At 71.4% G+C, this 21,123-nt stretch carries 17 protein-coding genes and 1 riboswitch; of the genes, 11 read left to right on the forward strand and 6 right to left on the reverse strand.

The window, feature by feature from the left end; all coding sequences use genetic code 11:
- Nucleotides 1-87 precede the first annotated feature (87 nt).
- Nucleotides 88-1,386: a citrate synthase gene (locus HEP85_RS29410; RefSeq protein ID WP_168534137.1), complete on the forward strand. Its 1,299-nt coding sequence runs from the start codon at nucleotides 88-90 to the stop codon at nucleotides 1,384-1,386.
- A 126-nt stretch (nucleotides 1,387-1,512) separates the two neighbouring features.
- On the opposite strand, the gene HEP85_RS29415 is transcribed toward HEP85_RS29410, so the two are convergent.
- Both HEP85_RS29415 and HEP85_RS29420 read right to left on the reverse strand, forming a co-directional pair.
- Nucleotides 1,513-1,749 (reverse strand): hypothetical protein, encoded by a 237-nt coding sequence (locus HEP85_RS29415; protein ID WP_168530585.1) that lies wholly within the window; start codon nucleotides 1,747-1,749, stop codon nucleotides 1,513-1,515.
- Nucleotides 1,750-2,046: 297 nt separating this feature from the next.
- Nucleotides 2,047-2,553 carry a DUF6082 family protein gene (locus tag HEP85_RS29420; protein WP_168530586.1) on the reverse strand — a complete coding sequence of 169 codons (507 nt, stop codon included), beginning with the start codon at nucleotides 2,551-2,553 and terminating at the stop codon, nucleotides 2,047-2,049.
- Between the two features lie 431 nt (nucleotides 2,554-2,984).
- Between HEP85_RS29420 and HEP85_RS29425 the strand changes: the two genes are divergently transcribed.
- A complete protein-coding gene (locus HEP85_RS29425) occupies nucleotides 2,985-4,031 on the forward strand; it encodes a GTP-binding protein (protein WP_248002528.1) in 1,047 nt (348 codons plus the stop codon).
- A 7-nt stretch (nucleotides 4,032-4,038) separates the two neighbouring features.
- Here the strand turns inward: HEP85_RS29425 and HEP85_RS29430 are convergent, their stop codons facing one another.
- Entirely contained in the window at nucleotides 4,039-6,498 is a 2,460-nt protein-coding gene (locus HEP85_RS29430) for a DNA topoisomerase (ATP-hydrolyzing) subunit A (RefSeq protein ID WP_168530588.1), read from the reverse strand.
- Nucleotides 6,499-6,784: 286 nt separating this feature from the next.
- Here HEP85_RS29430 and HEP85_RS29435 point away from each other — a divergent pair, with 286 nt between their 5' ends.
- The 4 genes from HEP85_RS29435 to HEP85_RS29450 all read left to right on the forward strand — a co-directional run bounded on the left by HEP85_RS29435 (nucleotide 6,785) and on the right by HEP85_RS29450 (nucleotide 11,616).
- Nucleotides 6,785-8,158: a pitrilysin family protein gene (locus HEP85_RS29435; protein ID WP_168534139.1), complete on the forward strand. Its 1,374-nt coding sequence runs from the start codon at nucleotides 6,785-6,787 to the stop codon at nucleotides 8,156-8,158.
- Nucleotides 8,155-9,543 carry a pitrilysin family protein gene (locus tag HEP85_RS29440; RefSeq protein WP_168530589.1) on the forward strand — a complete coding sequence of 463 codons (1,389 nt, stop codon included), beginning with the start codon at nucleotides 8,155-8,157 and terminating at the stop codon, nucleotides 9,541-9,543. The genes HEP85_RS29435 and HEP85_RS29440 overlap by 4 nt, the downstream gene beginning before the upstream one ends.
- 249 nt (nucleotides 9,544-9,792) lie before the next feature.
- Nucleotides 9,793-9,954, forward strand: a riboswitch (cyclic di-AMP (ydaO/yuaA leader).
- A gap of 13 nt (nucleotides 9,955-9,967) precedes the next feature.
- The gene (locus tag HEP85_RS29445; protein ID WP_168530590.1) at nucleotides 9,968-10,732 is read left to right on the forward strand and encodes a M23 family metallopeptidase; all 765 of its coding nucleotides are present in this window, start codon (nucleotides 9,968-9,970) and stop codon (nucleotides 10,730-10,732) included.
- Nucleotides 10,733-10,920: 188 nt separating this feature from the next.
- Nucleotides 10,921-11,616: a GntR family transcriptional regulator gene (locus tag HEP85_RS29450; protein WP_168530591.1), complete on the forward strand. Its 696-nt coding sequence runs from the start codon at nucleotides 10,921-10,923 to the stop codon at nucleotides 11,614-11,616.
- A gap of 182 nt (nucleotides 11,617-11,798) precedes the next feature.
- Here the strand turns inward: HEP85_RS29450 and HEP85_RS29455 are convergent, their stop codons facing one another.
- Nucleotides 11,799-12,080 carry an HPr family phosphocarrier protein gene (locus HEP85_RS29455; protein WP_148010890.1) on the reverse strand — a complete coding sequence of 94 codons (282 nt, stop codon included), beginning with the start codon at nucleotides 12,078-12,080 and terminating at the stop codon, nucleotides 11,799-11,801.
- A 178-nt stretch (nucleotides 12,081-12,258) separates the two neighbouring features.
- Here HEP85_RS29455 and HEP85_RS29460 point away from each other — a divergent pair, with 178 nt between their 5' ends.
- From HEP85_RS29460 to HEP85_RS29475, 4 genes are all read left to right on the forward strand, one after another.
- Nucleotides 12,259-15,105 (forward strand): GNAT family N-acetyltransferase, encoded by a 2,847-nt coding sequence (locus HEP85_RS29460; RefSeq protein WP_369657892.1) that lies wholly within the window; start codon nucleotides 12,259-12,261, stop codon nucleotides 15,103-15,105.
- Nucleotides 15,106-15,215: 110 nt separating this feature from the next.
- Nucleotides 15,216-15,803 (forward strand): DUF5998 family protein, encoded by a 588-nt coding sequence (locus HEP85_RS29465; RefSeq protein WP_153288156.1) that lies wholly within the window; start codon nucleotides 15,216-15,218, stop codon nucleotides 15,801-15,803.
- Complete coding sequence (locus HEP85_RS29470) at nucleotides 15,803-16,990, forward strand: alkaline phosphatase family protein (protein ID WP_168530593.1); 1,188 nt, start codon at nucleotides 15,803-15,805, stop codon at nucleotides 16,988-16,990. Before HEP85_RS29465 ends, HEP85_RS29470 begins: the two co-directional genes overlap by 1 nt.
- A gap of 48 nt (nucleotides 16,991-17,038) precedes the next feature.
- Complete coding sequence (locus HEP85_RS29475) at nucleotides 17,039-17,686, forward strand: thymidine kinase (protein ID WP_168530594.1); 648 nt, start codon at nucleotides 17,039-17,041, stop codon at nucleotides 17,684-17,686.
- A gap of 91 nt (nucleotides 17,687-17,777) precedes the next feature.
- Here HEP85_RS29475 and HEP85_RS29480 read toward each other — a convergent pair whose 3' ends face one another.
- Nucleotides 17,778-18,593, reverse strand: coding sequence for a VOC family protein (locus HEP85_RS29480; protein ID WP_329290990.1), 816 nt, complete (start codon nucleotides 18,591-18,593; stop codon nucleotides 17,778-17,780).
- 324 nt (nucleotides 18,594-18,917) lie between these two features.
- Between HEP85_RS29480 and HEP85_RS29485 the strand changes: the two genes are divergently transcribed.
- Complete coding sequence (locus HEP85_RS29485; RefSeq protein ID WP_168530596.1) at nucleotides 18,918-19,769, forward strand: sulfurtransferase; 852 nt, start codon at nucleotides 18,918-18,920, stop codon at nucleotides 19,767-19,769.
- 140 nt (nucleotides 19,770-19,909) lie between these two features.
- Here HEP85_RS29485 and sepH read toward each other — a convergent pair whose 3' ends face one another.
- Complete coding sequence (gene sepH, locus HEP85_RS29490; RefSeq protein ID WP_369657893.1) at nucleotides 19,910-20,992, reverse strand: septation protein SepH; 1,083 nt, start codon at nucleotides 20,990-20,992, stop codon at nucleotides 19,910-19,912.
- Nucleotides 20,993-21,123: the final 131 nt, after the last annotated feature.

A 21,123-nucleotide genomic window follows, 5' to 3' on the forward strand; every position in this document is an offset into this window, starting at 1 on the left:
TATCCGTGGATCGTCATATTGATCCAATCAATATTGACAGAGATCGAGTCAAGCATGGACAGTCGAATCAAGTTCAGGGAGGAACGCATGCCGAACAACCGGGCCGCCACCGCCACCGCCAGCACCACCGCGAAAGCCCCCGCCACCGCGACAACCCCTGCCGTCGCGACAGCCCCCGCCACCGCGACACCCGCTGCCGTCGCGACAGCCCCCGCCCCTGTCGACATACCGCGAGGACTCGCGGGCGTCGTCGTCACCGAGACCGCGCTGGGTGACGTCAGGGGGCTGGAGGGCTTCTACCACTACCGCCAGTACTCGGCCGTCGAACTCGCGCGGACCCGCGGGTTCGAGGACGTCTGGCACCTTCTGGTCCACGGTGAACTGCCGGACGCGGCCCACGGTGCCGCCTTCGCCGCGCGGACCGCGGCGCTGCGCCGGCTCCCGGACGAGGTGCGCGCGGCGCTGCCCGCGATCGCGGCGGCGACCGGCCCCGCCGGACCGCTCGCGGGCCTGCGGACCGCGTTGTCGCTGCTCGGGGCGGCGTCGGGATTCCGACCGCTGTACGACATCGACGCGGACCGGCGCCAGGCGGACACGCTCGCCGCGTGCGCGGCCGTGCCGACGCTGCTCACCGCGCTTTACCGGCTGGGGCGGGGCCTGGAGCCGGTGGAGCCGCGCGAGGACCTCCCGTACGCCGCGAACTACCTGTACATGCTCACGGGCGCGGAGCCGGACGCGGAGCGGGCGCGGGCGGTCGAGCAGTACTTGATCTCCACCATTGACCACGGATTCAACGCGTCGACGTTCACGGCGCGGGTGATCGCGTCGACGGGTGCGGACGTGGCGGCTTGTCTGGTGGGCGCCGTGGGGGCGCTGTCGGGGCCGCTGCACGGTGGCGCGCCGAGCCGTGCCCTGGACACGCTCGACGCGATCGGCACCGCCGACCGTATCGACCCGTGGATCCGCGCACGGGTCCTCGCGGGTGAGCGCATCATGGGCTTCGGTCACGCCGTCTACCGCACCGAGGACCCGCGCTCCCGGATGCTCCGCGACATCGCCCAGGGGTTCGGCGGCTCCCTGGTCGGCTTCGCCGTCGAGGTCGAACACCGGGTGGAAGGGATCCTGGCCGAACTCAAGCCGGGCCGCGAACTCCACACCAACGTCGAGTTCTACGCCGGTGTGGTCATGGAACTGTGCGGCCTCCCGCGCGAGATGTTCACCCCCACCTTCGCGGCGGCCCGGGTCGTCGGCTGGAGCGCCAACATCCTGGAACAGGCGCAGGATTCGAAGATCATCCGTCCGGCCGCGCGGTATGTGGGGCCGGTGCCGCCGGTGCCTGTCCCTCCGGCGTCGGCGCCGCGGGCCGAGGCGCCGACGGTTCGCTGACGGGCGGTGTGTGTCCGCGGCACATGAAGGGCCCGGCATCCAGGGGATGCCGGGCCTGGCGTCGTGGCCGCAGGGGGTCGATCCTGACCGCGGATCACCCGTGGTCAGCTCCTGGCGGTGACGAGGTCAGACGTCGGGGATGTCCTTCTTCGCGCGGACCAGGGTGTCGCGCGTGATGATGACGATCCGCTCGTAGTCGGCTCGTGCGGCGTCGGGCGGAAGCTCGGGGTCGAGTTCCAGGGTGGCCTCGCGCCCGATGACGGCGAAACTGCCGTCACTGAGCTCGAAGATGTCGGGGCACGACTGACCAGTGGCGCTGCCGCGCTCGCGTGGCGTAGCTCCGACACGTCGCACGATTTTCACGGGGTGGTACCAATCTTGTGGCTCGGACTGATGGGTGCCTCCGAGCTCTGGGGTCCTCGGAGCATGGCCGGCTCCGGGCGGAGATGTTCGTCGGAGCCAAAGGTCTCCGAGCGCGGGGTGTTCGTCGGAGTGCCCGCGGAGCGGGCAGACGATAACCTAGCGCGTCCGATTGCCCGTGGTGTGCAAAGCCATCACAAGCAGGGGAGTGAATTCCGTTGCCTGTGGGGCGCGAATGGTGCGCGACGCCGTCACAAGCCGTGGAGTGAAGTCGCGCAACTCCGCCGTCGACGCCGGGAGCTACTGGGGTCCCTCGTCGGGTTCGCCGACCACCCACCATTCGTCGGTGTCGGAATCGGTCTGATCCTGGATCAGGCTCTCCATCATCCGGCCCAGTTCGGCTTCCTCGGAGGAGTCGGCCAGGCTCTTGCGGTGGTGTTCCGTCGCGGCCCAGTACGCCCGGAAGATCTGGTTCTGGCACATGATGCGGAAGTGGCCGTGGAGTTCCGCCCGCGTCAGGGCCCCGATCCGGTGGAAGTACAGGGCATTGATGTACAGGGCGTTCGCGAAGAGGTACTGCCGCTGCTCCTCGTCGGTGATCTCCGTCTCGTACGTGTTGAGGACCGCGGCGAGAGCGGGATCGTCCATGGCCTTGCACAACAGATCGAAGTGGAGCCGGTGCTGCTCAGTGAGTACGGCCCGCCTGCGCGGCCGTGTCTTCCGTTCCGTGACGGTACCGGCCGCGGCGGTGAGCCGGGCCCAGGCACCTGAGCCGAACCTCCGTATCGCGGAGTTCTGTGTGGCCATGTCAACCCCCGAATAAGGCGACCGTTCCGCCGGCCGTCGGTTGTGGGGCGACAGGGAGCGGACCGGCGACCGGTGGGCGGCGCGCTTGCCGCCTCCCAGTCTTGCCGAGCGGCTCTGATCGGCGGGGAGGCGGAGAGGAGGCGCACGGAGGGAAGTGAGGGTTGCGCGTCCCGGCGCCATGCCCAACGTGTGCCCCGCGAGCGCCGCTAACAATCGTTCACTTCGGGGCGATTCCTCCCGCTCGTATCCTGGGACGACAGCCATTCCCCGTACGAGCGCCGGTCCACGAGCCGCCCTCGTCGAAGAACCGGTTCACGAGCCGGTGCACGCGTCGGTGTGAAAGAGGTCGCCCGTTGAGCCAGTCCAGCCCGCAGCAGGTCCCGTTCGCTTCGGACGGACGGCCCCCGCCCGGTGACCCGCAGGTTCCCGTCATCGTCCTCGCCGGATTCCTCGGCGCGGGCAAGACCACTCTGCTCAACCACCTCCTGCACCACAGCGGAGGCAGTCGCATCGGCGCCGTCGTCAACGACTTCGGGGCGATCGAGATCGACGCGATGGCGGTGGCCGGAGCGCTCGGGGACTCCACCGTGTCGCTCGGGAACGGATGCCTGTGCTGCGCCGTCGACGCCGGGGAGCTCGACGACTATCTGGAGCGGCTCACCCGGCCCTCGGCCCGCATCGACGTCATCGTCATCGAGGCGAGCGGCCTGGCCGAGCCCCAGGAGCTCGTGCGGATGGTGCTCGCCAGCGAGAATCCGCGGATCGTCTACGGCGGACTCGTCGAGGTCGTCGACGCGGCCGAGTTCGACGGCACGCGTGAGAAGCATCCCGAGATCGACCGGCATCTCGCCCTCGCCGACCTCGTCGTCGTCAACAAGATCGACCGCGCCGACGGCGGCGAGCGGGTGCTGCGCACCGTACGGGACCTCGTGGACCACGCCGCCGTCGTGCCCGCCGCCCACGGCCGTGTCGACCCCGAGTTCCTCTTCGACCGCAGGCCGAGCGAGGACCGCGTCGGCCAGCTCTCCTTCGACGACCTCCACACGCACGACGAGGCCGGCCGCACGGACCGCGAAGGGCACGCCGGTCACCTGCACGCGGCGTACGAATCCCTCTCCTTCACCTCCGAAGTCCCGCTCTCCCCGAGGCGGTTGATGGAGTTCCTCGACAGCAGGCCCGAGGGGCTCTACCGCATCAAGGGGTACGTCGACTTCGGCGCCCACGACCGCCGCAACCGCTACGCCGTGCACGCGGTCGGGCCGTTCCTGCGGTTCCGTCCGGAGCCCTGGGCCGGCGGCCCGGAGCCCAGGGCCGCCGCCGGCGAACGCCGCACCCAGCTCGTACTGATCGGCTCCGGCATCGACACCACCGCCCTCGGCAAGGACCTGACGGCGTGCGAGGAGGACGCCCCGCACGCCGACGAGCACAGCATGTGGGGCGTCCTGCGCTACGTACAGGAGCAGAGTCCGGAGGGCTGAACCGGCGCTACACCGGACCCGCCACCACCGACACCGTCTTCGCCAGCGACACGCCCGAGCCGTCGCGGCGCGGGTCCATCTCCGGCAGCTCCGCCGGTGTGCCGTTCTTCTGCGCGGCCCGCGCCGGAGCCGCACCCGCCCAGGCCAGCGACAGGCAGTCCTCGCCCTTCAGGAACCGCTGGCAGCGCACGCCACCCGTGGCCCGGCCCTTGCGCGGATACTGATCGAACGGTGTCAGCTTGGCCGTGGTCTGGACGGAGTCGTCCAGCGTGCCGCGCGAGCCGGCCACGGTGAAGACCACCGCGTCCACCGCCGGGTCGACCGCGGTGAAGGAGATCACCTTCGCGCCGTCGGTGAGCTTGATGCCCGCCATCCCGCCCGCCGCCCTGCCCTGCGGGCGGACCTGAGAGGCCTGGTAGCGCAGCAACTGGGCGTCGTCGGCGACGAAGACCAGGTCCTCCTCGCCGGTGCGCAGCTCGACCGCGCCGACGATCCGGTCGCCGTCCTTGAGGGTGATGACCTCCAACTCCTCCTTGTTCAGGGGGTAGTCGGGTACCACACGTTTGACGACGCCCTGCTCGGTGCCGAGGGCCAGGCCGGGCGACGACTCGTCGAGCGTCGTCAGACAGATGACCGTCTCGTCCGCCTCCAGGGAGGACAGGAACTCCGAGATCGGCGCGCCTCCGGAGAGGTTGGGCGCCGACGCGGTCTCCGGCAGCTGCGGGAGGTCGATCACGTTCAGCCGGAGCAGCCGGCCCGAGGAGATGACCACCCCGATCTCACCACGGGCCGTCGCGGACACCGCGGAGACGATCAGGTCGTGCTTGGTGCGCTTGGCGTCCTCCGCCTCGGCGAAGGGTTCACCGCTGGCCGTACGGGCGAGCAGGCCCGTCGAGGACAGCAGCACCCGGCACGGGTCGTCCGCCACCTGGAGCGGAACCGTCGTCGCGACGGAGCCGCCGGACTCCAGGAGCACGGTGCGCCGGTCGGTGCCGAACTTCTTCGCGACCGCTGCCAGTTCGGTGGACACCAGCTTGCGCAGCTCGGCGTCCGACTCCAGGATCCCGGTCAGCTCGTCGATCTCGCCGTTGAGCCGGTCGCGCTCCGACTCCAGCTCGATACGGTCGAACCTGGTGAGGCGCCGCAGCGGGGTGTCCAGGATGTACTGCGTCTGGACCTCGGAGAGCGAGAAGCGCTCGATCAGGCGCTCCTTGGCCTGCGCCGAGTTCTCGCTGGACCGGATCAGACGGATGACCTCGTCGATGTCGATCAGCGCGACGAGGAGACCCTCGACCAGGTGAAGCCGGTCGCGCTTCTTGCCGCGGCGGAACTCGCTGCGCCGGCGCACGACCTCGAAGCGGTGGTCGAGATAGACCTCCAGGAGCTCCTTGAGGCCCAGGGTGAGGGGCTGACCGTCCACCAGGGCAACGTTGTTGATGCCGAAGGACTCCTCCATCGGCGTCAGCTTGTAGAGCTGCTCCAGGACCGCTTCCGGCACGAAGCCGTTCTTGATCTCGATGACCAGGCGCAGGCCGTGCGCGCGGTCGGTGAGGTCCTTCACGTCGGCGATGCCCTGCAGCTTCTTGGCGCCGACCAGGTCCTTGATCTTGGCGATCACCTTCTCCGGACCGACGGTGAAGGGCAGTTCGGTGACGACGAGACCCTTGCGGCGCGCCGTCACGTCCTCCACCGACACCGTGGCACGGATCTTGAAGGTGCCGCGGCCCGACTCGTACGCGTCCCTGATCCCGGACAGGCCGACGATCCGGCCACCCGTGGGCAGGTCCGGGCCCGGCACGTACTTCATCAGCGTGTCCAGGTCGGCGCCCGGATAGCGGATCAGGTGCCGGGCGGCCGCGATCACCTCGCCGAGGTTGTGCGGCGGCATGTTGGTCGCCATGCCGACGGCGATGCCCGACGAGCCGTTGACGAGGAGGTTCGGGTACGCCGCGGGGAGGACGCCGGGCTCCCGCTCCTGGCCGTCGTAGTTCGGCGAGAAATCGACCGTGTCCTCGTCGATGGACTCGGTCATCAGTGACGTGGCGTCGGCCATCCGGCACTCGGTGTAACGCATGGCGGCCGGCGGGTCGTCGTTGCCGAGCGAGCCGAAGTTGCCGTGCCCGTCGACGAGCGGCAGGCGCATGGAGAAGGGCTGGGCCAGCCGCACCAGGGCGTCGTAGATCGACGCGTCGCCGTGCGGGTGGAGCTTACCCATGACCTCACCGACGACGCGCGCGCACTTCACGTAGCCGCGGTCGGGGCGCAACCCCATCTCGTTCATCTGGTAGACGATGCGTCGATGCACGGGCTTGAGGCCGTCACGGGCGTCCGGCAGGGCTCGCGAGTAGATGACCGAGTACGCGTATTCGAGGAAGGAGCCCTGCATCTCGTCCACGACGTCGATGTCGAGGATCTTCTCCTCGTACGAGTCGTCGGGCGGCGGGGTCTTCGTGCTGCGGCGGGCCATCGCTGCTGCGGCTCCTTCACAGTCTCTGCCGGGGCATGAACGGGATCTGACGCGCACCATTGTGGACCGCCCCACTGACAACGCGGACCGCGACCCGTCCGTAGGGGCTGCGCGGAGCCCCTTTCCGCTCGCTCAGGGCGGGCGGAAGCCCGCCCTCCCGCCGCAGGTGAATCTCGCTCTCGGCGTACGGGGCGCGGGAACTTCGCCACCTGTCGGCACGCTTGCATACAGTGGCAGGACCGGCAGGAATTCTGCAGTTTCCGCGATCGAAGGGACGTACATGCCCATGGGTCACACGGCCACAGCTGAGACAGGCTCCGGCGGCCTGACAGCGACCGAGCACCGCCTGGCCAACGGCCTGCGCGTGGTGCTCTCCGAGGACCATCTGACCCCGGTCGCGGCGGTGTGCCTCTGGTACGACGTCGGCTCGCGCCACGAGGTCAAGGGCCGTACCGGACTCGCCCACCTCTTCGAGCACCTGATGTTCCAGGGATCGGGCCAGGTGAAGGGCAACGGCCACTTCGAACTGGTGCAGGGCGCGGGCGGTTCGCTCAACGGCACCACCAGCTTCGAGCGCACCAACTACTTCGAGACGATGCCGGCCCACCAGCTGGAGCTCGCCCTCTGGCTGGAGGCGGACCGGATGGGCTCGCTGCTCGCCGCGCTCGACGACGAGTCCATGGAGAACCAGCGGGACGTCGTCAAGAACGAGCGCAGGCAGCGCTACGACAACGTGCCCTACGGCACCGCCTTCGAAAAGCTGACCGCGCTCGCCTACCCCGAGGGCCACCCGTACCACCACACCCCCATCGGGTCCATGGCGGACCTGGACGCGGCGACCCTCGAGGACGCCCGCGCCTTCTTCCGCACCTACTACGCGCCCAACAACGCGGTGCTCTCGGTCGTCGGCGACATCGACGCCGAGCAGACGCTCGCCTGGATCGAGAAGTACTTCGGTTCCATCCCCGGGCACGACGGAAAGCCCGCCCCGCGCGACGGTTCCCTGCCCGAGACCATCGGCGGGCAGCTGCGCGAGGTCGTCGAGGAAGAGGTCCCGGCGCGCGCCCTGATGGCCGCCTACCGGCTCCCCGAGGACGGCACGCGCGCGTCCGACGCGGCCGACCTCGCCCTGACCGTCCTCGGCGGCGGCGAGTCCTCCCGCCTGTACAACCGGCTCGTACGCCGCGACCGCACCGCCGTCGCGGCCGGGTTCGGCCTGCTTCGGCTCGCCGGGGCGCCCTCCCTGGGCTGGCTGGACGTGAAGACGTCCGGCGACGTCGAGGTCCCGGTCATCGAGACCGCGGTCGACGAGGAGCTCGCCCGGTTCGCCGAGGAGGGCCCCACGGCCGAGGAGATGGAGCGCGCCCAGGCCCAGTTGGAGCGCGAGTGGCTGGACCGGCTCGGCACGGTCGCGGGCCGCGCCGACGAACTGTGCCGGTACGCGGTCCTGTTCGGCGATCCGCTGCTCGCCCTGACGGCAGTGCGGCGCATCCTCGACATCACCGCCGAGGAGGTCCAGGAGGTCGCCAAGGCCCGCCTGCGCCCCGACAACCGCGCGGTGCTCGTCTACGAGCCGATCGCCGACGAAGCCACCGGCACGGACGACGCCACCGACGCCGCCGACGCCGCCGACGACACCGACGAGGAGGCGGCGAAGTGACCGAGCTCGCCACCATGGACTTCCACCCGCAGCCCCAGGCCGGCCGGCCCAAGCCCTGGGCCTTCCCCGCGCCCGAGCGCGGCACGCTGGACAACGGCCTGACCCTGCTGCACTGCGACCGCCCGGGCCAGCAGGTCGTCGCCGTCGAGGTGCTGCTCGCCGCGCCGCTGGACGCCGAGCCGGCCGGTCTCGACGGCATCGCCACGATCATGGCGCGCGCGTTCTCCGAGGGCACCGACAAGCTCTCCGCCGAGGAGTTCGCCGCCGAGCTGGAGCGCTGCGGCGCCACCCTCGACGCGCACGCCGACCACCCCGGCGTACGCCTCTCACTCGAAGTGCCCGTCTCACGCCTGCCCAAGGCTCTCGGTCTGCTCGCCGACGCCCTGAGGGCACCGGCGTTCACCGAGAGCGAGATCGAGCGGCTGGTGCGCAACCGGCTCGACGAGATCCCGCACGAGAGCGCCAACCCGGCCCGCCGCGCCGCCAAGGAGCTCTCCAGGGAGCTGTTCCCGGCGACCTCGCGGATGTCCCGTCCCCGGCAGGGCACCGAGGAGACCGTCCAGAAGATCGACGCGGCGGGTGTCCGCGCCTTCTACGACCGGTACGTCCGCCCGGCCACGTCCACCGCCGTGATCGTCGGCGACCTCACCGGCGTGGACCTCGACGGGCTGCTCGCCGAGACGCTCGGCGCCTGGACGGGCTCCTCCGCCGAGCCGCGTCCCGTGCCGCCGGTCACCGCCGACGACACCGGCCGCGTGATCATCGTGGACCGCCCCGGCGCGGTCCAGACGCAGTTGCTGATCGGCCGCGTCGGCTCGGACCGGCACGACCGTGTCTGGCCCGCCCAGGTGCTCGGCACGTACTGCCTCGGCGGCACCCTCACCTCGCGCCTGGACCGCGTGCTGCGCGAGGAGAAGGGCTACACCTACGGGGTGCGGGCCTTCGGCCAGGTGATGCGCTCCGCCCCGGACGGCACGGGCATCGCGATGCTCGCCATCAGCGGTTCCGTGGACACCCCGAACACCGGGCCGGCGCTGGACGACCTCTGGAAGGTGCTGCGCACCCTCGCAGCGGACGGTCTGACGGACGCCGAACGGGACGTCGCCGTGCAGAACCTGGTGGGCGTGGCGCCCCTCAAGTTCGAGACCGCGGCGGCCGTCGCGGGCACGCTCGCCGACCAGGTCGAGCAGTACCTCCCGGACGACTACCAGGCGACGCTGTACCAGCAGCTCGCCGCGACCGGCACCGTGGAGGCCACCGCGGCGGCGGTGAGCGCCTTCCCGGTGGACCGTCTGGTCACCGTCCTGGTGGGCGACGCCACGCAGGTCGAGGAGCCCGTCAAGGCGCTCGGTATCGGTGAAGTGACCGTCGTGGCCGCGGAGTAGAAGCGGAGCGGACAACGCCGCGGACGACGCGGCGGACAACGCGAGCACGGAGGGGCCCGGGTGACCGAAGAGTCGCCCGGGTCCCCTTTTGCCCTGACAACACCCTCAATTTGTCCGTATTGATAGGGAGGTTGCCTTTCTGCCCTGTGGCATGCACTACAAAAACCGCGATCCGTTTGTTGATTGAAAGAGGGCCCCCTTAGCGTCGGTCCGGCTGTTCGTCAGGCAGTGCGCCGCGTCCGCGGCACCGGACAGTCATCGCCGAGTCCCCGTACGGCGCGAGCCAGGGGAGCCGGGGACCCGTACGCAGTCCCTGGGGTGAATCGGACCCCCTCCCCGCGAGGGCGTCCGTAGGAGACCTTCCTGCTCCGAACCCGTCAGCTAACCCGGTAGGCGAGAGGGAAGGAAAGGACCAAGCCCCTTCATGGCGTTCACCTGTGGCACCGGGAAACACCGTCGTCCGAGCCGCGTGAAGCGCACCACGTCGAACGCCGTCGGCGTCGCGGCGCTCACCACCACCGGTGTCATCGGAACCCTGGCCGCCCCGGCCCTCGCCGCGGACCGCTCCGTCGAGCAGACCGGGCTGACCCAGGCCGTCACCATAGGCGACACGGTCGCCGCCCAGATCGACGCGCAGGCCGCCGCGCAGCAGCGTGCCGCCGACGAGGCCGCCGCCCGTCTGAAGGCCGAACAGGCCGCGCGCAAGCAGGCCGTCGAGGAGGCCAAGAAGGAGCGCGAGGCCGAGGAGCGCGCCGCCCGCGCCGCCGAGCGCAAGCGTCTCAACACCTTCGTCCCGCCGATCCCCGGCTCGTACGTCTCCACCGGCTACAAGGCCGGGGGCAGCCTCTGGTCCTCCGGCAGCCACACCGGCGTCGACTTCCACGCCGCGTCCGGGACCCCGGTCCACGCGGTCGGCGCGGGCACGGTCGTCACGGCCGGCTGGGGCGGCGCCTACGGCAACCAGGTCGTCCTGCGGATGCACGACGGTACGTACACGATGTACGGCCACCTGTCGTCCATCGGCGTCTCCCTCGGCCAGACCGTCACGCCGGGCGGCCGACTGGGCCTCTCCGGGGCCACCGGGAACACCACCGGACCCCACCTCCACTTCGAGGCCCGCACCACGGCGGAGTACGGCTCCGACATCGACCCGGTCGCCTACCTCCGCTCGCACGGCGTGAACGTCTGACGCCCGGCGTCCGCACTTCCGAAGCCCCGGCTCACCCGAGTCGGGGCTTCGTCGTTTCGAACGGCTGTCTGTCCAAAAAATATCCATGGATTCCGGCCCGCCATCGGAAATTCCGGCTCGCTGCAATAGAGTCGCCGAACGAGCGTCAATCGACCGCGTTTCGCGGGGATTAAGGCGGAGGTCCGGTCATGCGCATTCCCGCGCACTCGGTATGCACGGCGATCCGCGACGACATCGTCGCGGGTGTCTACGAGCGCGGCGGCCGGCTCACCGAGGAACTGCTCGCGCGCCGCTACGGCGTCTCGCGGGTCCCGGTGCGCGAGGCCCTGCGCACCCTGGAGGCCGAGGGATTCGTCGTCACCCGGCGGCACGCGGGCGCGTGCGTGGCGGAGCCCACCGAGCAGGAGGCCGCGGACCTGCTGGAGATGCGCATGCTCCTGGAGCCGCTGGGGGCGTCCCGGGCCGCCCAGCGGCGCACCGAAGCCCACCTCAAGGTGCTGCGAGGCCTGGTCAGGCTGGGTCAGGAGCGCTCCAGGAGGGGGAACAGCGAGGATCTGCGCTCCCTGGGCGGCTGGTTCCACGAGACGCTCGCCCAGGCCTCCGGGAGTCCTGCGCTGACGTCCACGCTGGCCCAGCTGCGGCACAAGATCGCGTGGATGTACGCGGTCGAGGCGCCCGCCGATCCGGCGGAGTCCTGGGCGGAGCACGGCGGCATCGTGGACGCGGTGGCGCGCGGTGACGGCGAGCGGGCCCGGGCCATCACGGCGCTGCACACCGAGCGCGCGACGGCCGCGCACCGGCTGAGGTTTCCCGGTGCGGGAGACCGCCCGGACCGTGTGAGGACTTCGCAACATCCCGTAAACATGACGGGCCTGCGTCATTAACACGGGGGCCGTATACAAAGAGGGGTAATTCGCGGGAGATTATTTCTGCTGCCCGTAATTCGAAAAAGCGAAGGGCTCGCCCGATTTTTTCGGGCGAGCCCTTCGATATGTCAACGGGGCGATGTTCTTCGGTGCGGAAAACCTCGCCGCCGTCAATGGGGGAGCCCCGTGAGGGGGGCGCCTCAGACGGTCTCGGGAAGCTCCTCGAGGCCTTCCGCGACCAGCTTGGCCAGCCGGTCGAGGGCGGCGTCCGCGCCCTCGGCCTCCGAGGCGAGGACGATCTCCTCGCCGCCCTGGGCGCCCAGGCCGAGCACCGCCAGCATGGAGGCCGCGTTGACGGGGTTGCCGTCCGCCTTGGCGATCGTCACGGGGATGCCGGAGGCCGTGGCCGCCCGGACGAAGATGGAGGCGGGACGGGCGTGGAGGCCCTCGGCCCAGCCGACGTTGACGCGGCGCTCAGCCATGTGATGCTGCCCTTCAGGGGTTCAGGGTTGTCTAGACCAGTGTTCCATAGAGTGAAGCGCGCCCGAAGCGGGTGTCGTACCCGCCCCGGACCCGGCTTCGGACCCCGGCCTGGATCCGAATCCGCTGCCCCTAGCCTGCCTCGCGCCGCTGACGGACGCGAGCCGTACTCTGGGCCCCATGCAGACCTCGTCGGACCGGCACGAGTACCCCTCCCATTGGGAGGCCGACGTGGTGCTGCGTGACGGAGGCACGGCCCGTGTCAGGCCCATCACCGTCGACGACGCCGAGCGCCTGGTCAGCTTCTACGAGCAGGTCTCGGACGAGTCGAAGTACTACCGCTTCTTCGCGCCGTACCCGCGCCTGTCCGCCAAGGACGTCCACCGCTTCACGCACCACGACTTCGTGGACAGGGTGGGGCTCGCGGCCACGATCGGCGGCGAGTTCATCGCCACCGTACGCTATGACCGCATTGGTGCCGGTGGCCTGCCCGCCTCCGCGCCCGCCGACGAGGCCGAGGTCGCCTTCCTCGTCCAGGACGCCCACCAGGGCCGCGGCGTCGCCTCGGCCCTCCTCGAACACATCGCCGCGGTGGCGAGGGAACGGGACATCCGCCGGTTCGCCGCCGAGGTGCTGCCCGCCAACACCAAGATGATCAAAGTGTTCACGGACGCCGGGTACCAGCAGAAGCGGCACTTCGAGGACGGCGTCGTACGCCTGGAGTTCGACCTCGAACCCACCGACCGCTCCCTCGCCGTGCAGCGCGCGCGGGAGCAGCGCGCCGAGGCCCGCTCCGTGCAGCGGCTGCTCGCGCCCGGCTCGGTCGCCGTCATCGGCGCGGGACGTACGGCCGGCGGGGTGGGCCGCAGCGTCCTCGCCAATCTCCGCGAGGCCGGCTTCACGGGCCGGCTGTACGCGGTGAACAAGTCCCTCGAGGAGAAGGAGCTCGACGGGGTTCCCGCGCACCGCTCCGTCCGCGACATCGGCGAGCACGTCGACCTCGCGGTCGTCGCCGTGCCCGCGCCGTACGTCCCCGAGGTCGTCGCGGAGTGCGGCGAGCACGGGGTGCAGGGCCTCGTCGTCGTCTCCGCCGGGTACGCGGAGAGCGGCCCCGGCGGTCGCGAGCGCCAGCGCGAACTCGTCCGCCAGGCCCGTACGTACGGCATGCGGATCATCGGCCCCAACACCTTCGGGATCATCAACACCTCTCCCGACGTGCGCCTGAACGCCTCCCTGGCGCCGGAGATGCCACGCCCCGGAAGGATCGGCCTGTTCGCCCAGTCCGGCGCGATCGGCATCGCCCTGCTGTCCCGGCTGCACCGGCGCGGCGGCGGCGTCACGGGCGTCACCGGCGTGTCCACGTTCGTCTCCACCGGGAACCGCGCGGACGTGTCCGGCAACGACGTCCTCCAGTACTGGTACGACGACCCGGACACCGACGTCGCCCTCATGTACCTCGAATCCATCGGCAACCCGCGCAAGTTCACCCGGCTGGCACGGCGGACGGCGGCGGCGAAGCCGCTGGTCGTGGTGCAGGGTGCCCGGCACGCCGCCGCTCCCCAGGGGCACGCGGTACGGGCCACCCGGCTGCCGCACGCCACCGTCTCCGCGCTGCTGGCACAGGCCGGGGTGATCCGGGTCGACACGATCACCGAGCTGGTCGACGCGGGCCTTCTGCTGGCACGCCAGCCGCTCCCTCCCGGCCCCCGGGTGGCGATCCTCGGCAACTCCGAGTCGCTGGGACTGCTGACCTTCGACGCGTGCCTCGCGGAGGGGTTGCGGCCGCTGCCGCCGCTCGACCTGACCACGGCGGCCTCGGCGGAGGACTTCCACCGGGCGCTGGAGCGGGCACTGGCCGACGACAGGTGCGACGCCGTCGTGGTCACGGCCATCCCCGCGGTGGGGGAGACCTCCGTGCGGGACGCGGCCCTGGCCGAGGCGCTGCGCTCGGCCTCGGCCTCGTCCCCGGCGAAGCCGGTACTGGTGGCGCACGTCGAGCTCGGCGGGCTCGCGGAGGCGCTGTCCGCCGCCGCCAGTACGGCCCCGCAGACCGGTCCCGGGCCCGCCGGCACCACGGACGCCGCCCGGCCAGGCGAGCACTCCGCCCCTGTCGGGCGGCAGGACCCGCGGCGGCCGTCCGCCGGAACCGGAGCCCCCGACGAGACGCGCCTCATCCCCGCCTACCCCGCCGCCGAGCGCGCCGTCCGCGCGCTCGCCGAAGCCGTGAAGTACGCCCAGTGGCGACGCGAGGCGGCCGAGCCCGGCAAGGTGCCCGAGTACGAGGACATCGACGAGAAGGGCGCCGCCGAGCAGATCGACGCGCTGCTGTCCCGGGGCACCGGGCTGACACTGGGGGCCGAGGACACCTGCGCGCTGCTCGCGCGGTACGGCGTCGACGTACGCCGCGCGCTGCCCGCACCGACGCCCGGCGAGGCCGCCGCGGCCGCGCGCGCCCTGGGCTACCCCGTGGCCCTCAAGACCACCGCCCCGCACCTGCGGCACCGCGCCGACCTCGGCGGAGTACGCCTGGACCTGGCGAACGAGGAGCAACTGCACAGGGCGTACGCGGAGTTGACCGAGCTCTTCGGAACGCCTGAGGAGCTGCGGCCGGTCGTGCAGGGCATGGCGCCGCGCGGGGTGGACACGGTCGTACGGGCCGTCATCGACCCCGCGGCCGGTGCGGTGCTCTCGTTCGGCCTGGCCGGAGCCGCCTCGGAACTGTTGGGGGACACCGCGCACCGGTTGATTCCGGTCACCGACCGGGACGCGAGCTCGCTGGTCCGGTCGATCCGGACGGCGCCGCTCCTGTTCGGCTGGCGAGGCTCGGCACCGGTCGACACCGCGGCCCTCGAAGAGGTGATGCTGCGGGTGTCGCGCCTGGTGGACGATCATCCGGAGGTCGTCGGAGTCTCCCTGGAGCCCGTGGTCGTCGCCCCGCACGGCCTGAGCGTGCTCGGCGCCACCGTACGGCTGGCCCGCGCCCCCCTCCGCGGCGACCTCGGCCCCCGGACACTGCCCGTCGTCTGAGCGGCGGCCCCGCGCCGCACCGGTGCCGTCCCGCCTTCGTTCTGATCCGTCCACGACAGAGACCCACGAGCGGTGCCTCGCAGTCAGTGGGCCCCCGTAGGATGGACGTCATGGCCAAGACCAGTACGACGACCCAGGGGCTGCGAGCGGCGATCGAGCGCAGCGGCTACTACCCGGCCCTCGTGGCCGAGGCGGTGGAGGCCGCGATCGGCGGCGAGGCCATCCGGTCGTACCTGGTCCACCAGGAGACGACGTTCGACGCCAACGAGGTGCGCCGGCACGTCACCGTGCTCGTCCTGACCGGCAACCGCTTCATCGTGAGCCACACCGACGAGCAGAACGCGGACACGACCTCGCCGACGCCCTACGCCACCACGTCGACGGAGTCCGTGAAGCTCGGCCGGATCTCGTCGGTCGTGGTCAGCCGTGTCGTCGCCAACCCCGAGTCGTACGCGCCGGGCACCCTGCCCCGTGAGGTCGTCCTGACCATCGGCTGGGGCGCGGTCGCGCGTATCGACCTGGAGCCCGCGGCCTGCGGCGACCCCAACTGCGAGGCGGACCACGGCTACACCGGCAATTCGACGGCCGACGACTTGAGCCTGCGCGTCAGCGAGGCAGGGGACGGCCCGGAGACGGTCCGCCAGGCCCTGGCCTTCGCGCAGTCCCTCTCCGAGGCGACCGCGGACCCCGCGCACTGATGGCCCTCTCCACCTGGGAACACCCGGAACCCCTGGCCATCGGGTCCGCGCCCGTCCCCGAGTACGGCGCGGGATCGCTGGCGGATCTGCTGCCCACGCTCGCCGCGGGCATGTCGGTCCCCGGTATGACCGCCGCCATACCGGAGCTGACCGGCGCGGACCGCAACTGCGTCTTCCTGATCGACGGTCTCGGCTGGGAGCAACTGAAGGCGCATCCCGACGAGGCCCCCTTCATGGCGTCGCTCCTGGCGTCCTCCCGGGGCGGCACCGGACGGCCGATCACGGCCGGCTACCCGGCGACCACCGCGACCTCCCTCGCCTCCGTCGGCACGGGCCTGCCGCCCGGCGCGCACGGTCTGCCCGGGTACACCGTGCGCAACCCCGGGACCGGCGAGCTGATGAACCAGCTCCGCTGGACCCCGTGGACGCAGCCGCGCACCTGGCAGCCGTACCCCACGGTCTTCGAGCTCGCGGACGCGGCCGGAGTGCACACCGCCCAGGTCTCGTCCCCCACCTTCCAGAACACCCCGCTCACCAAGGTCGCGCTGAGCGGCGGCACCTTCCACGGCCGGCTGACCGGCGAGGACCGTATGGACTTCGCGGCCGCGCAACTCGCCGCGGGCGACCGCTCCCTGGTCTACACGTACTACGCCGAGGTGGACGGCAAGGGCCACCGCTTCGGCGTCGACTCGGACCCCTGGCGCGGCCAGCTGATGTATGTCGACCGGCTGGTCCAGCGCCTCGCCGAGCAGCTGCCGCCGCGCTCCGCGCTCTACGTCACCGCGGACCACGGCATGGTCGACATCCCGTTCGACGAGCAGCACCGCATCGACTTCGACGAGGACTGGGAGCTGCGTGCCGGGGTCGCGCTGCTCGGTGGCGAGGGCCGGGCCCGGCATGTGTACGCGGTCCCGGGCGCCGAGGCGGACGTCCTGACCTGCTGGCGCGAGGTGCTCGGCGAGCAGTTCTGGGTGGCCTCGCGCGACGAGGCGATCGCGGCGGGCTGGTTCGGACCCCATGTCGACGAACGGGTGTACGCCCGTATCGGCGATGTCGTCGCGGCGGCCCGGGACGACGTCCTGATCATCGCGACCGAGCGGGAGCCGAAGGAGTCCGCGATGGTCGGCAACCACGGCTCGATGACATCGGCGGAGCAGCACGTCCCGCTCCTGGAAGTACGTTCCTGACCCCTCCCCGTCCGTCCTTCCTTCTCGCCGAAAGGTGCTCAACTCCCCATGCCCGAGCTGGTGTTCTTCTCCGGAACGATGGACTGCGGGAAGTCGACGCTGGCTCTGCAGATCGAGCACAACCGTTCGGCCCGGGGCCTGCAGGGCATGATCTTCACGCGCGACGACCGCGCGGGCGAGGGCAAGCTCTCCTCACGCCTGGGTCTGGTCACGGACGCGGTGGAGGTCGCCGACGACCAGGACCTGTACGCGTATCTCGTCGAGCACCTCTCGCAGGGCGGTCGCGCGGACTACGTGATCGCCGACGAGGCCCAGTTCCTGGCTCCCCTGCAGATCGACCAACTGGCACGGGTGGTCGATGAACTGGACATCGACGTCTTCGCGTTCGGTATCACCACCGACTTCCGCTCCAAGCTCTTCCCCGGCTCGCAGCGCCTGGTGGAGCTGGCCGACCGGGTGGAGGTCCTCCAGGTCGAGGCCCTGTGCTGGTGCGGCGCGCGTGCCACCCACAACGCCCGCACGATAGGCGGCGAAATGGTCGTCGAGGGCGCCCAGGTGGTCGTCGGCGACGTCAACCAGGCGGAGAACGTGGGCTACGAGGTCCTGTGCCGTCGGCACCACCGCCGGCGGATGACGGCGGCGACCGCCCGCGCGGGTGCCCTCTCCCCGGACGTGCTCCCGATCGCCTCCGTCTGACCGCGTCGGGACCGCCCCCGCCGGCCGTCCGCCGGAGCGGCAGCCCGACCGGCCGTCCGGCATCGACCGGCCGTCCGCTCCGGCGGCCCCGTCAGCGGTCGGTGTGGATGACCGAGAACACCGCGCCCTCCGGATCCGCCACCGTGGCCACGCGCCCGTAGGTCGAGTCGTGGGCGGCCCTGAGGATGTGCCCGCCGAGCTCGGTGACCTGGGCGGTGGCGGCGTCGACATCCGTGACCTCGAAGTACGTCAGCCAGTGCGGGCCGCGGTCGCGGGGCAGGCCGTGACCGACGCCGTGGATGCCCGCGACCGCGCGGCCGCCCGACTGGAGGGTCACGTAGTCGAAGTCGGCCGAGACGACGGGCTCCAGTTCGTGCCCGAAGACCCCCTGGTAGAACTTGACGACGCTCTCGGTGTCGCGGGTCACCAGCTCGATCCAGGCAGGCGTGCCGTGCACCCCGATGATCCCGGTGCCCAGATGCGCCGCCGCCTGCCAGATCCCGAAGACCGCGCCGGTCGGGTCCAGACCGATCGCCAGCCGCCCGGCGTCGCCCGCGTCGAGCGGACCCACACCCACGGTGCCGCCACAGTGCCGTACCGATTCGGCGGTCTGGTTCACGTCGTTCGAGGCGAAGTACGGCGTCCAGGCGATCGACAGATGCTGGTCGGGCGGCATCTGCCCGATGCCCGCCACCTCGTGACCGTCCAGCAGGGCCCGCGCGGAGGGGCCGAGCTGCCGCGGGAGCTGCTGTGGGCCCGGCTCGAACTGCCAGCCGAACAGTTCTCCGTAGAACTCCTGGGTCGTGTCCATTGCGTGCACCATCAGGCTCACCCAGCAGGGAACGCCGGGCGCGTGCCGAGTGTGCGTTGTGCCGTTCAGGCCGGCCGGCCCCCGTGCCTCGGTCATCGTCACTCTCTCCTCGGCCCCTCGCGGTGGCCGTTCACCTTCCGCCTACCAACACGCGTACCGCAGCCGCGCGCGTGTACGCCCCGTGTCGATGCTCGCACTACCCGTCACCCTGCGCGCCCTGACCGCACCGTCATGTCGCGGTCCACTGCCGGAGGATGCCCGATGTGCCATTTCCCGTCCGTTTCCGCACCATTGCCGCAGGGTGTCCATCGGCTGTACAGCACGTGCCCGATCCCGTACGCCTCGTGATCGGACCTGTCCGGCCGAGCAGAGTAGCCGGAGCTGGACGCCGGGGCCACCCCGTGCGCGAGGATGGTGGCCATGAACGCCATCATCTCCGCCTCCGAACTCGCGAGCGATCTGGCGGGGCCGAACCCGCCGGTCGTGCTCGACATCCGCTGGCAGCTCACCCTGGCCACGGCCGACGGGGCCGCGCCCTTCGACGGCCGGGCCGCCTACGAGGCCGGCCACATCCCCGGTGCGGTCTTCGTCGACCTGGACGCCGAATTGGCCGGAAAGGCGGGTGACGCCGGCCGTCATCCGTTGCCCGATCCCGAGGTCTTCGGCGCGGCGATGCGGGCCGCCGGCGTGTCCGAGGACCGCGATGTCGTCGTGTACGACGGCGGTGCCGGGTGGGCCGCCGCGCGCGCCTGGTGGCTGCTGGGCTGGACAGGTCACCCGTCGGTGCGCGTGCTGGACGGCGGCCTGGCCGCGTGGAGCGGACCGTTGTCCACCGAAGTCCCCTCGCCCGCCGCCGGAAGCTTCGTCCCGGTACCGGGAGCCCGTTCGCTGCTCGACGCGGACGGAGCGGCCGCCCTCGCCCGTACGGGGCTGCTGCTCGACGCGAGGGCGGGAGAGCGGTACCGGGGCGAGGTGGAGCCGATCGACCCCGTCGGCGGTCACATCCCGGGCGCGGTGTCCGCGCCGACCACGGAGAACGTCACCGAGAGCGGGGAGTTCAGGGCCGCCGCCGAGCTGGCCGACCGCTTCAAGTCCCTGGGTGTGACCGGCACTTCGGAGGTCGGTGTCTACTGCGGCTCGGGCGTCTCCGCCGCCCATCAGGTGCTGGCGCTCGCCGTCGCGGGCATTCCGGCCGCGCTGTACGTGGGTTCGTGGTCGGAGTGGTCCCGGGACGGGAACCGGCCGGTCGCCGTGGGGCCCGACCCCCAGTGACGACGACGGGGCCCGCACCGATCCGGACGTGAATCCGGTGTGGGCCCCATCGCTCGTACGAGTGACCGGCCGAGTGGCCGGTCGTCGCGTTCCGGCCGCGTCCGGACTCTCGTCCCGCCGCTTCAAGCCGGCTTCTTCATTCAGTCCTGCTTCTTGCGCCGGGTGCCGAAGACGATCTCGTCCCAGCTCGGTACCGCCGCTCTGCGGCCGGGGCGGACGCCGTCGGCCTCGGCCTGGCGGTCTGTCGCGCCGACCAGACGGTCGCGGTGGCTGCCGACCGAGCGGGGCATCAGGACGTCAGCGTAGGCGGAGTAAGCACCGGCTGAGGCGGCGGGAGCCGGGGGCTCCTCCGTCTCGGGCTCCGGGGCGGGCTCCTCCGCGGGCGGGAGTTCCGTGGTGGAGGGCCGCTCGGGCACCACCATGTCGCCCCGGAAGCTGGGCACCGCCTCCAGGAGGCTGGTGAGCGAGTCGCGGTCGCCCGCGCCCTCGTCGACCGGCTCGGACGGCGGCAGGCTCGGCCGCTCCATCTGCCGGTCCAGGGCACGGTCGAGCGGACGGTCACGGGGCAGTCGTGCGATGCGCGGCACGAACGGGAAGCTCGGCTCGGGCGCCGCGAGATCGTCGGACTCGCCGATCAGCGAACGCGCCTCGTCGTCGACGGCCTGGACGAGCCGCCGGGGCGGGTCGTACGTCCAGCTCGCCGAGTGCGGCTCGCCCGCGACCAGGTAGACCAGCAGGACTTCCCAGGTGCCGTCGTCGCGACGCCACGAGTCCCACTGGACGGTGTCCTTCCCGGCGCCGCGGATCAGCAGCCGCTCCTGGACCGCCTCACCGAGCTGGGGTCCGGCGTTCTCGCCGGGGCGGCGCACAGGAGTCTTCCGGGCGCGTTCCGCCATGAAGGCGCGCTCGGCGAGCACGGGGCCCTCGAAACGGCGCACCCGGTCGACGGGGATTCCGGCGAGCTGGGCGACTTCCTCCGCGGAGGCACCTGCTCGTATCCGCGCCTGGATGTCCCGGGGGCGGAGATGGCTCTCCACCTCGATCTCGATCTGGCCGAGGCGGGGACGGTCGCCGCGGACGGCGGCGCGCAGACGCTCATCGATCGGAAGCGTGTACTCCGTGCTGTCCGCAGCCTTCAGCACCAGCCGTGTGCCGTCGTTAGAGACGGCCACGACACGCAGTTCCGGCATGGGGACCTCCCGGGTGGTGCCTGCCGACGTCACGTGCGTCGCTGCTTCCGCTAGTCGAGTGTGGCCTGCCCGGGTGCAGCCTGCCACAACCTTGCCGAGTTGCCCGGCGTGTCGGGCACCGGCCCGGCCCCGCCGTTATGGCACGGTTACCTATTCGCAACGCT

Source organism: Streptomyces sp. RPA4-2, assembly GCF_012273515.2.
Classification (GTDB): domain Bacteria; phylum Actinomycetota; class Actinomycetes; order Streptomycetales; family Streptomycetaceae; genus Streptomyces; species Streptomyces kaempferi.

What these genes read in the sequence shown, in the direction of transcription:
- HEP85_RS29460 (WP_369657892.1), top strand. Translation starts at nt 12,259, where the DNA reads ATGCAGACCTCGTCGGACCGGCACGAGTACCCCTCCCATTGGGAGGCC.
- HEP85_RS29445 (WP_168530590.1), top strand. Translation starts at nt 9,968, where the DNA reads ATGGCGTTCACCTGTGGCACCGGGAAACACCGTCGTCCGAGCCGCGTG.
- HEP85_RS29450 (WP_168530591.1), top strand. Translation starts at nt 10,921, where the DNA reads ATGCGCATTCCCGCGCACTCGGTATGCACGGCGATCCGCGACGACATC.
- HEP85_RS29485 (WP_168530596.1), top strand. Translation starts at nt 18,918, where the DNA reads ATGAACGCCATCATCTCCGCCTCCGAACTCGCGAGCGATCTGGCGGGG.
- HEP85_RS29465 (WP_153288156.1), top strand. Translation starts at nt 15,216, where the DNA reads ATGGCCAAGACCAGTACGACGACCCAGGGGCTGCGAGCGGCGATCGAG.
- HEP85_RS29410 (WP_168534137.1), top strand. Translation starts at nt 88, where the DNA reads ATGCCGAACAACCGGGCCGCCACCGCCACCGCCAGCACCACCGCGAAA.
- HEP85_RS29420 (WP_168530586.1), bottom strand. Translation starts at nt 2,553, where the DNA reads ATGGCCACACAGAACTCCGCGATACGGAGGTTCGGCTCAGGTGCCTGG.
- HEP85_RS29475 (WP_168530594.1), top strand. Translation starts at nt 17,039, where the DNA reads ATGCCCGAGCTGGTGTTCTTCTCCGGAACGATGGACTGCGGGAAGTCG.
- HEP85_RS29480 (WP_329290990.1), bottom strand. Translation starts at nt 18,593, where the DNA reads ATGACCGAGGCACGGGGGCCGGCCGGCCTGAACGGCACAACGCACACT.
- HEP85_RS29435 (WP_168534139.1), top strand. Translation starts at nt 6,785, where the DNA reads ATGGGTCACACGGCCACAGCTGAGACAGGCTCCGGCGGCCTGACAGCG.
- HEP85_RS29455 (WP_148010890.1), bottom strand. Translation starts at nt 12,080, where the DNA reads ATGGCTGAGCGCCGCGTCAACGTCGGCTGGGCCGAGGGCCTCCACGCC.
- HEP85_RS29470 (WP_168530593.1), top strand. Translation starts at nt 15,803, where the DNA reads ATGGCCCTCTCCACCTGGGAACACCCGGAACCCCTGGCCATCGGGTCC.
- HEP85_RS29430 (WP_168530588.1), bottom strand. Translation starts at nt 6,498, where the DNA reads ATGGCCCGCCGCAGCACGAAGACCCCGCCGCCCGACGACTCGTACGAG.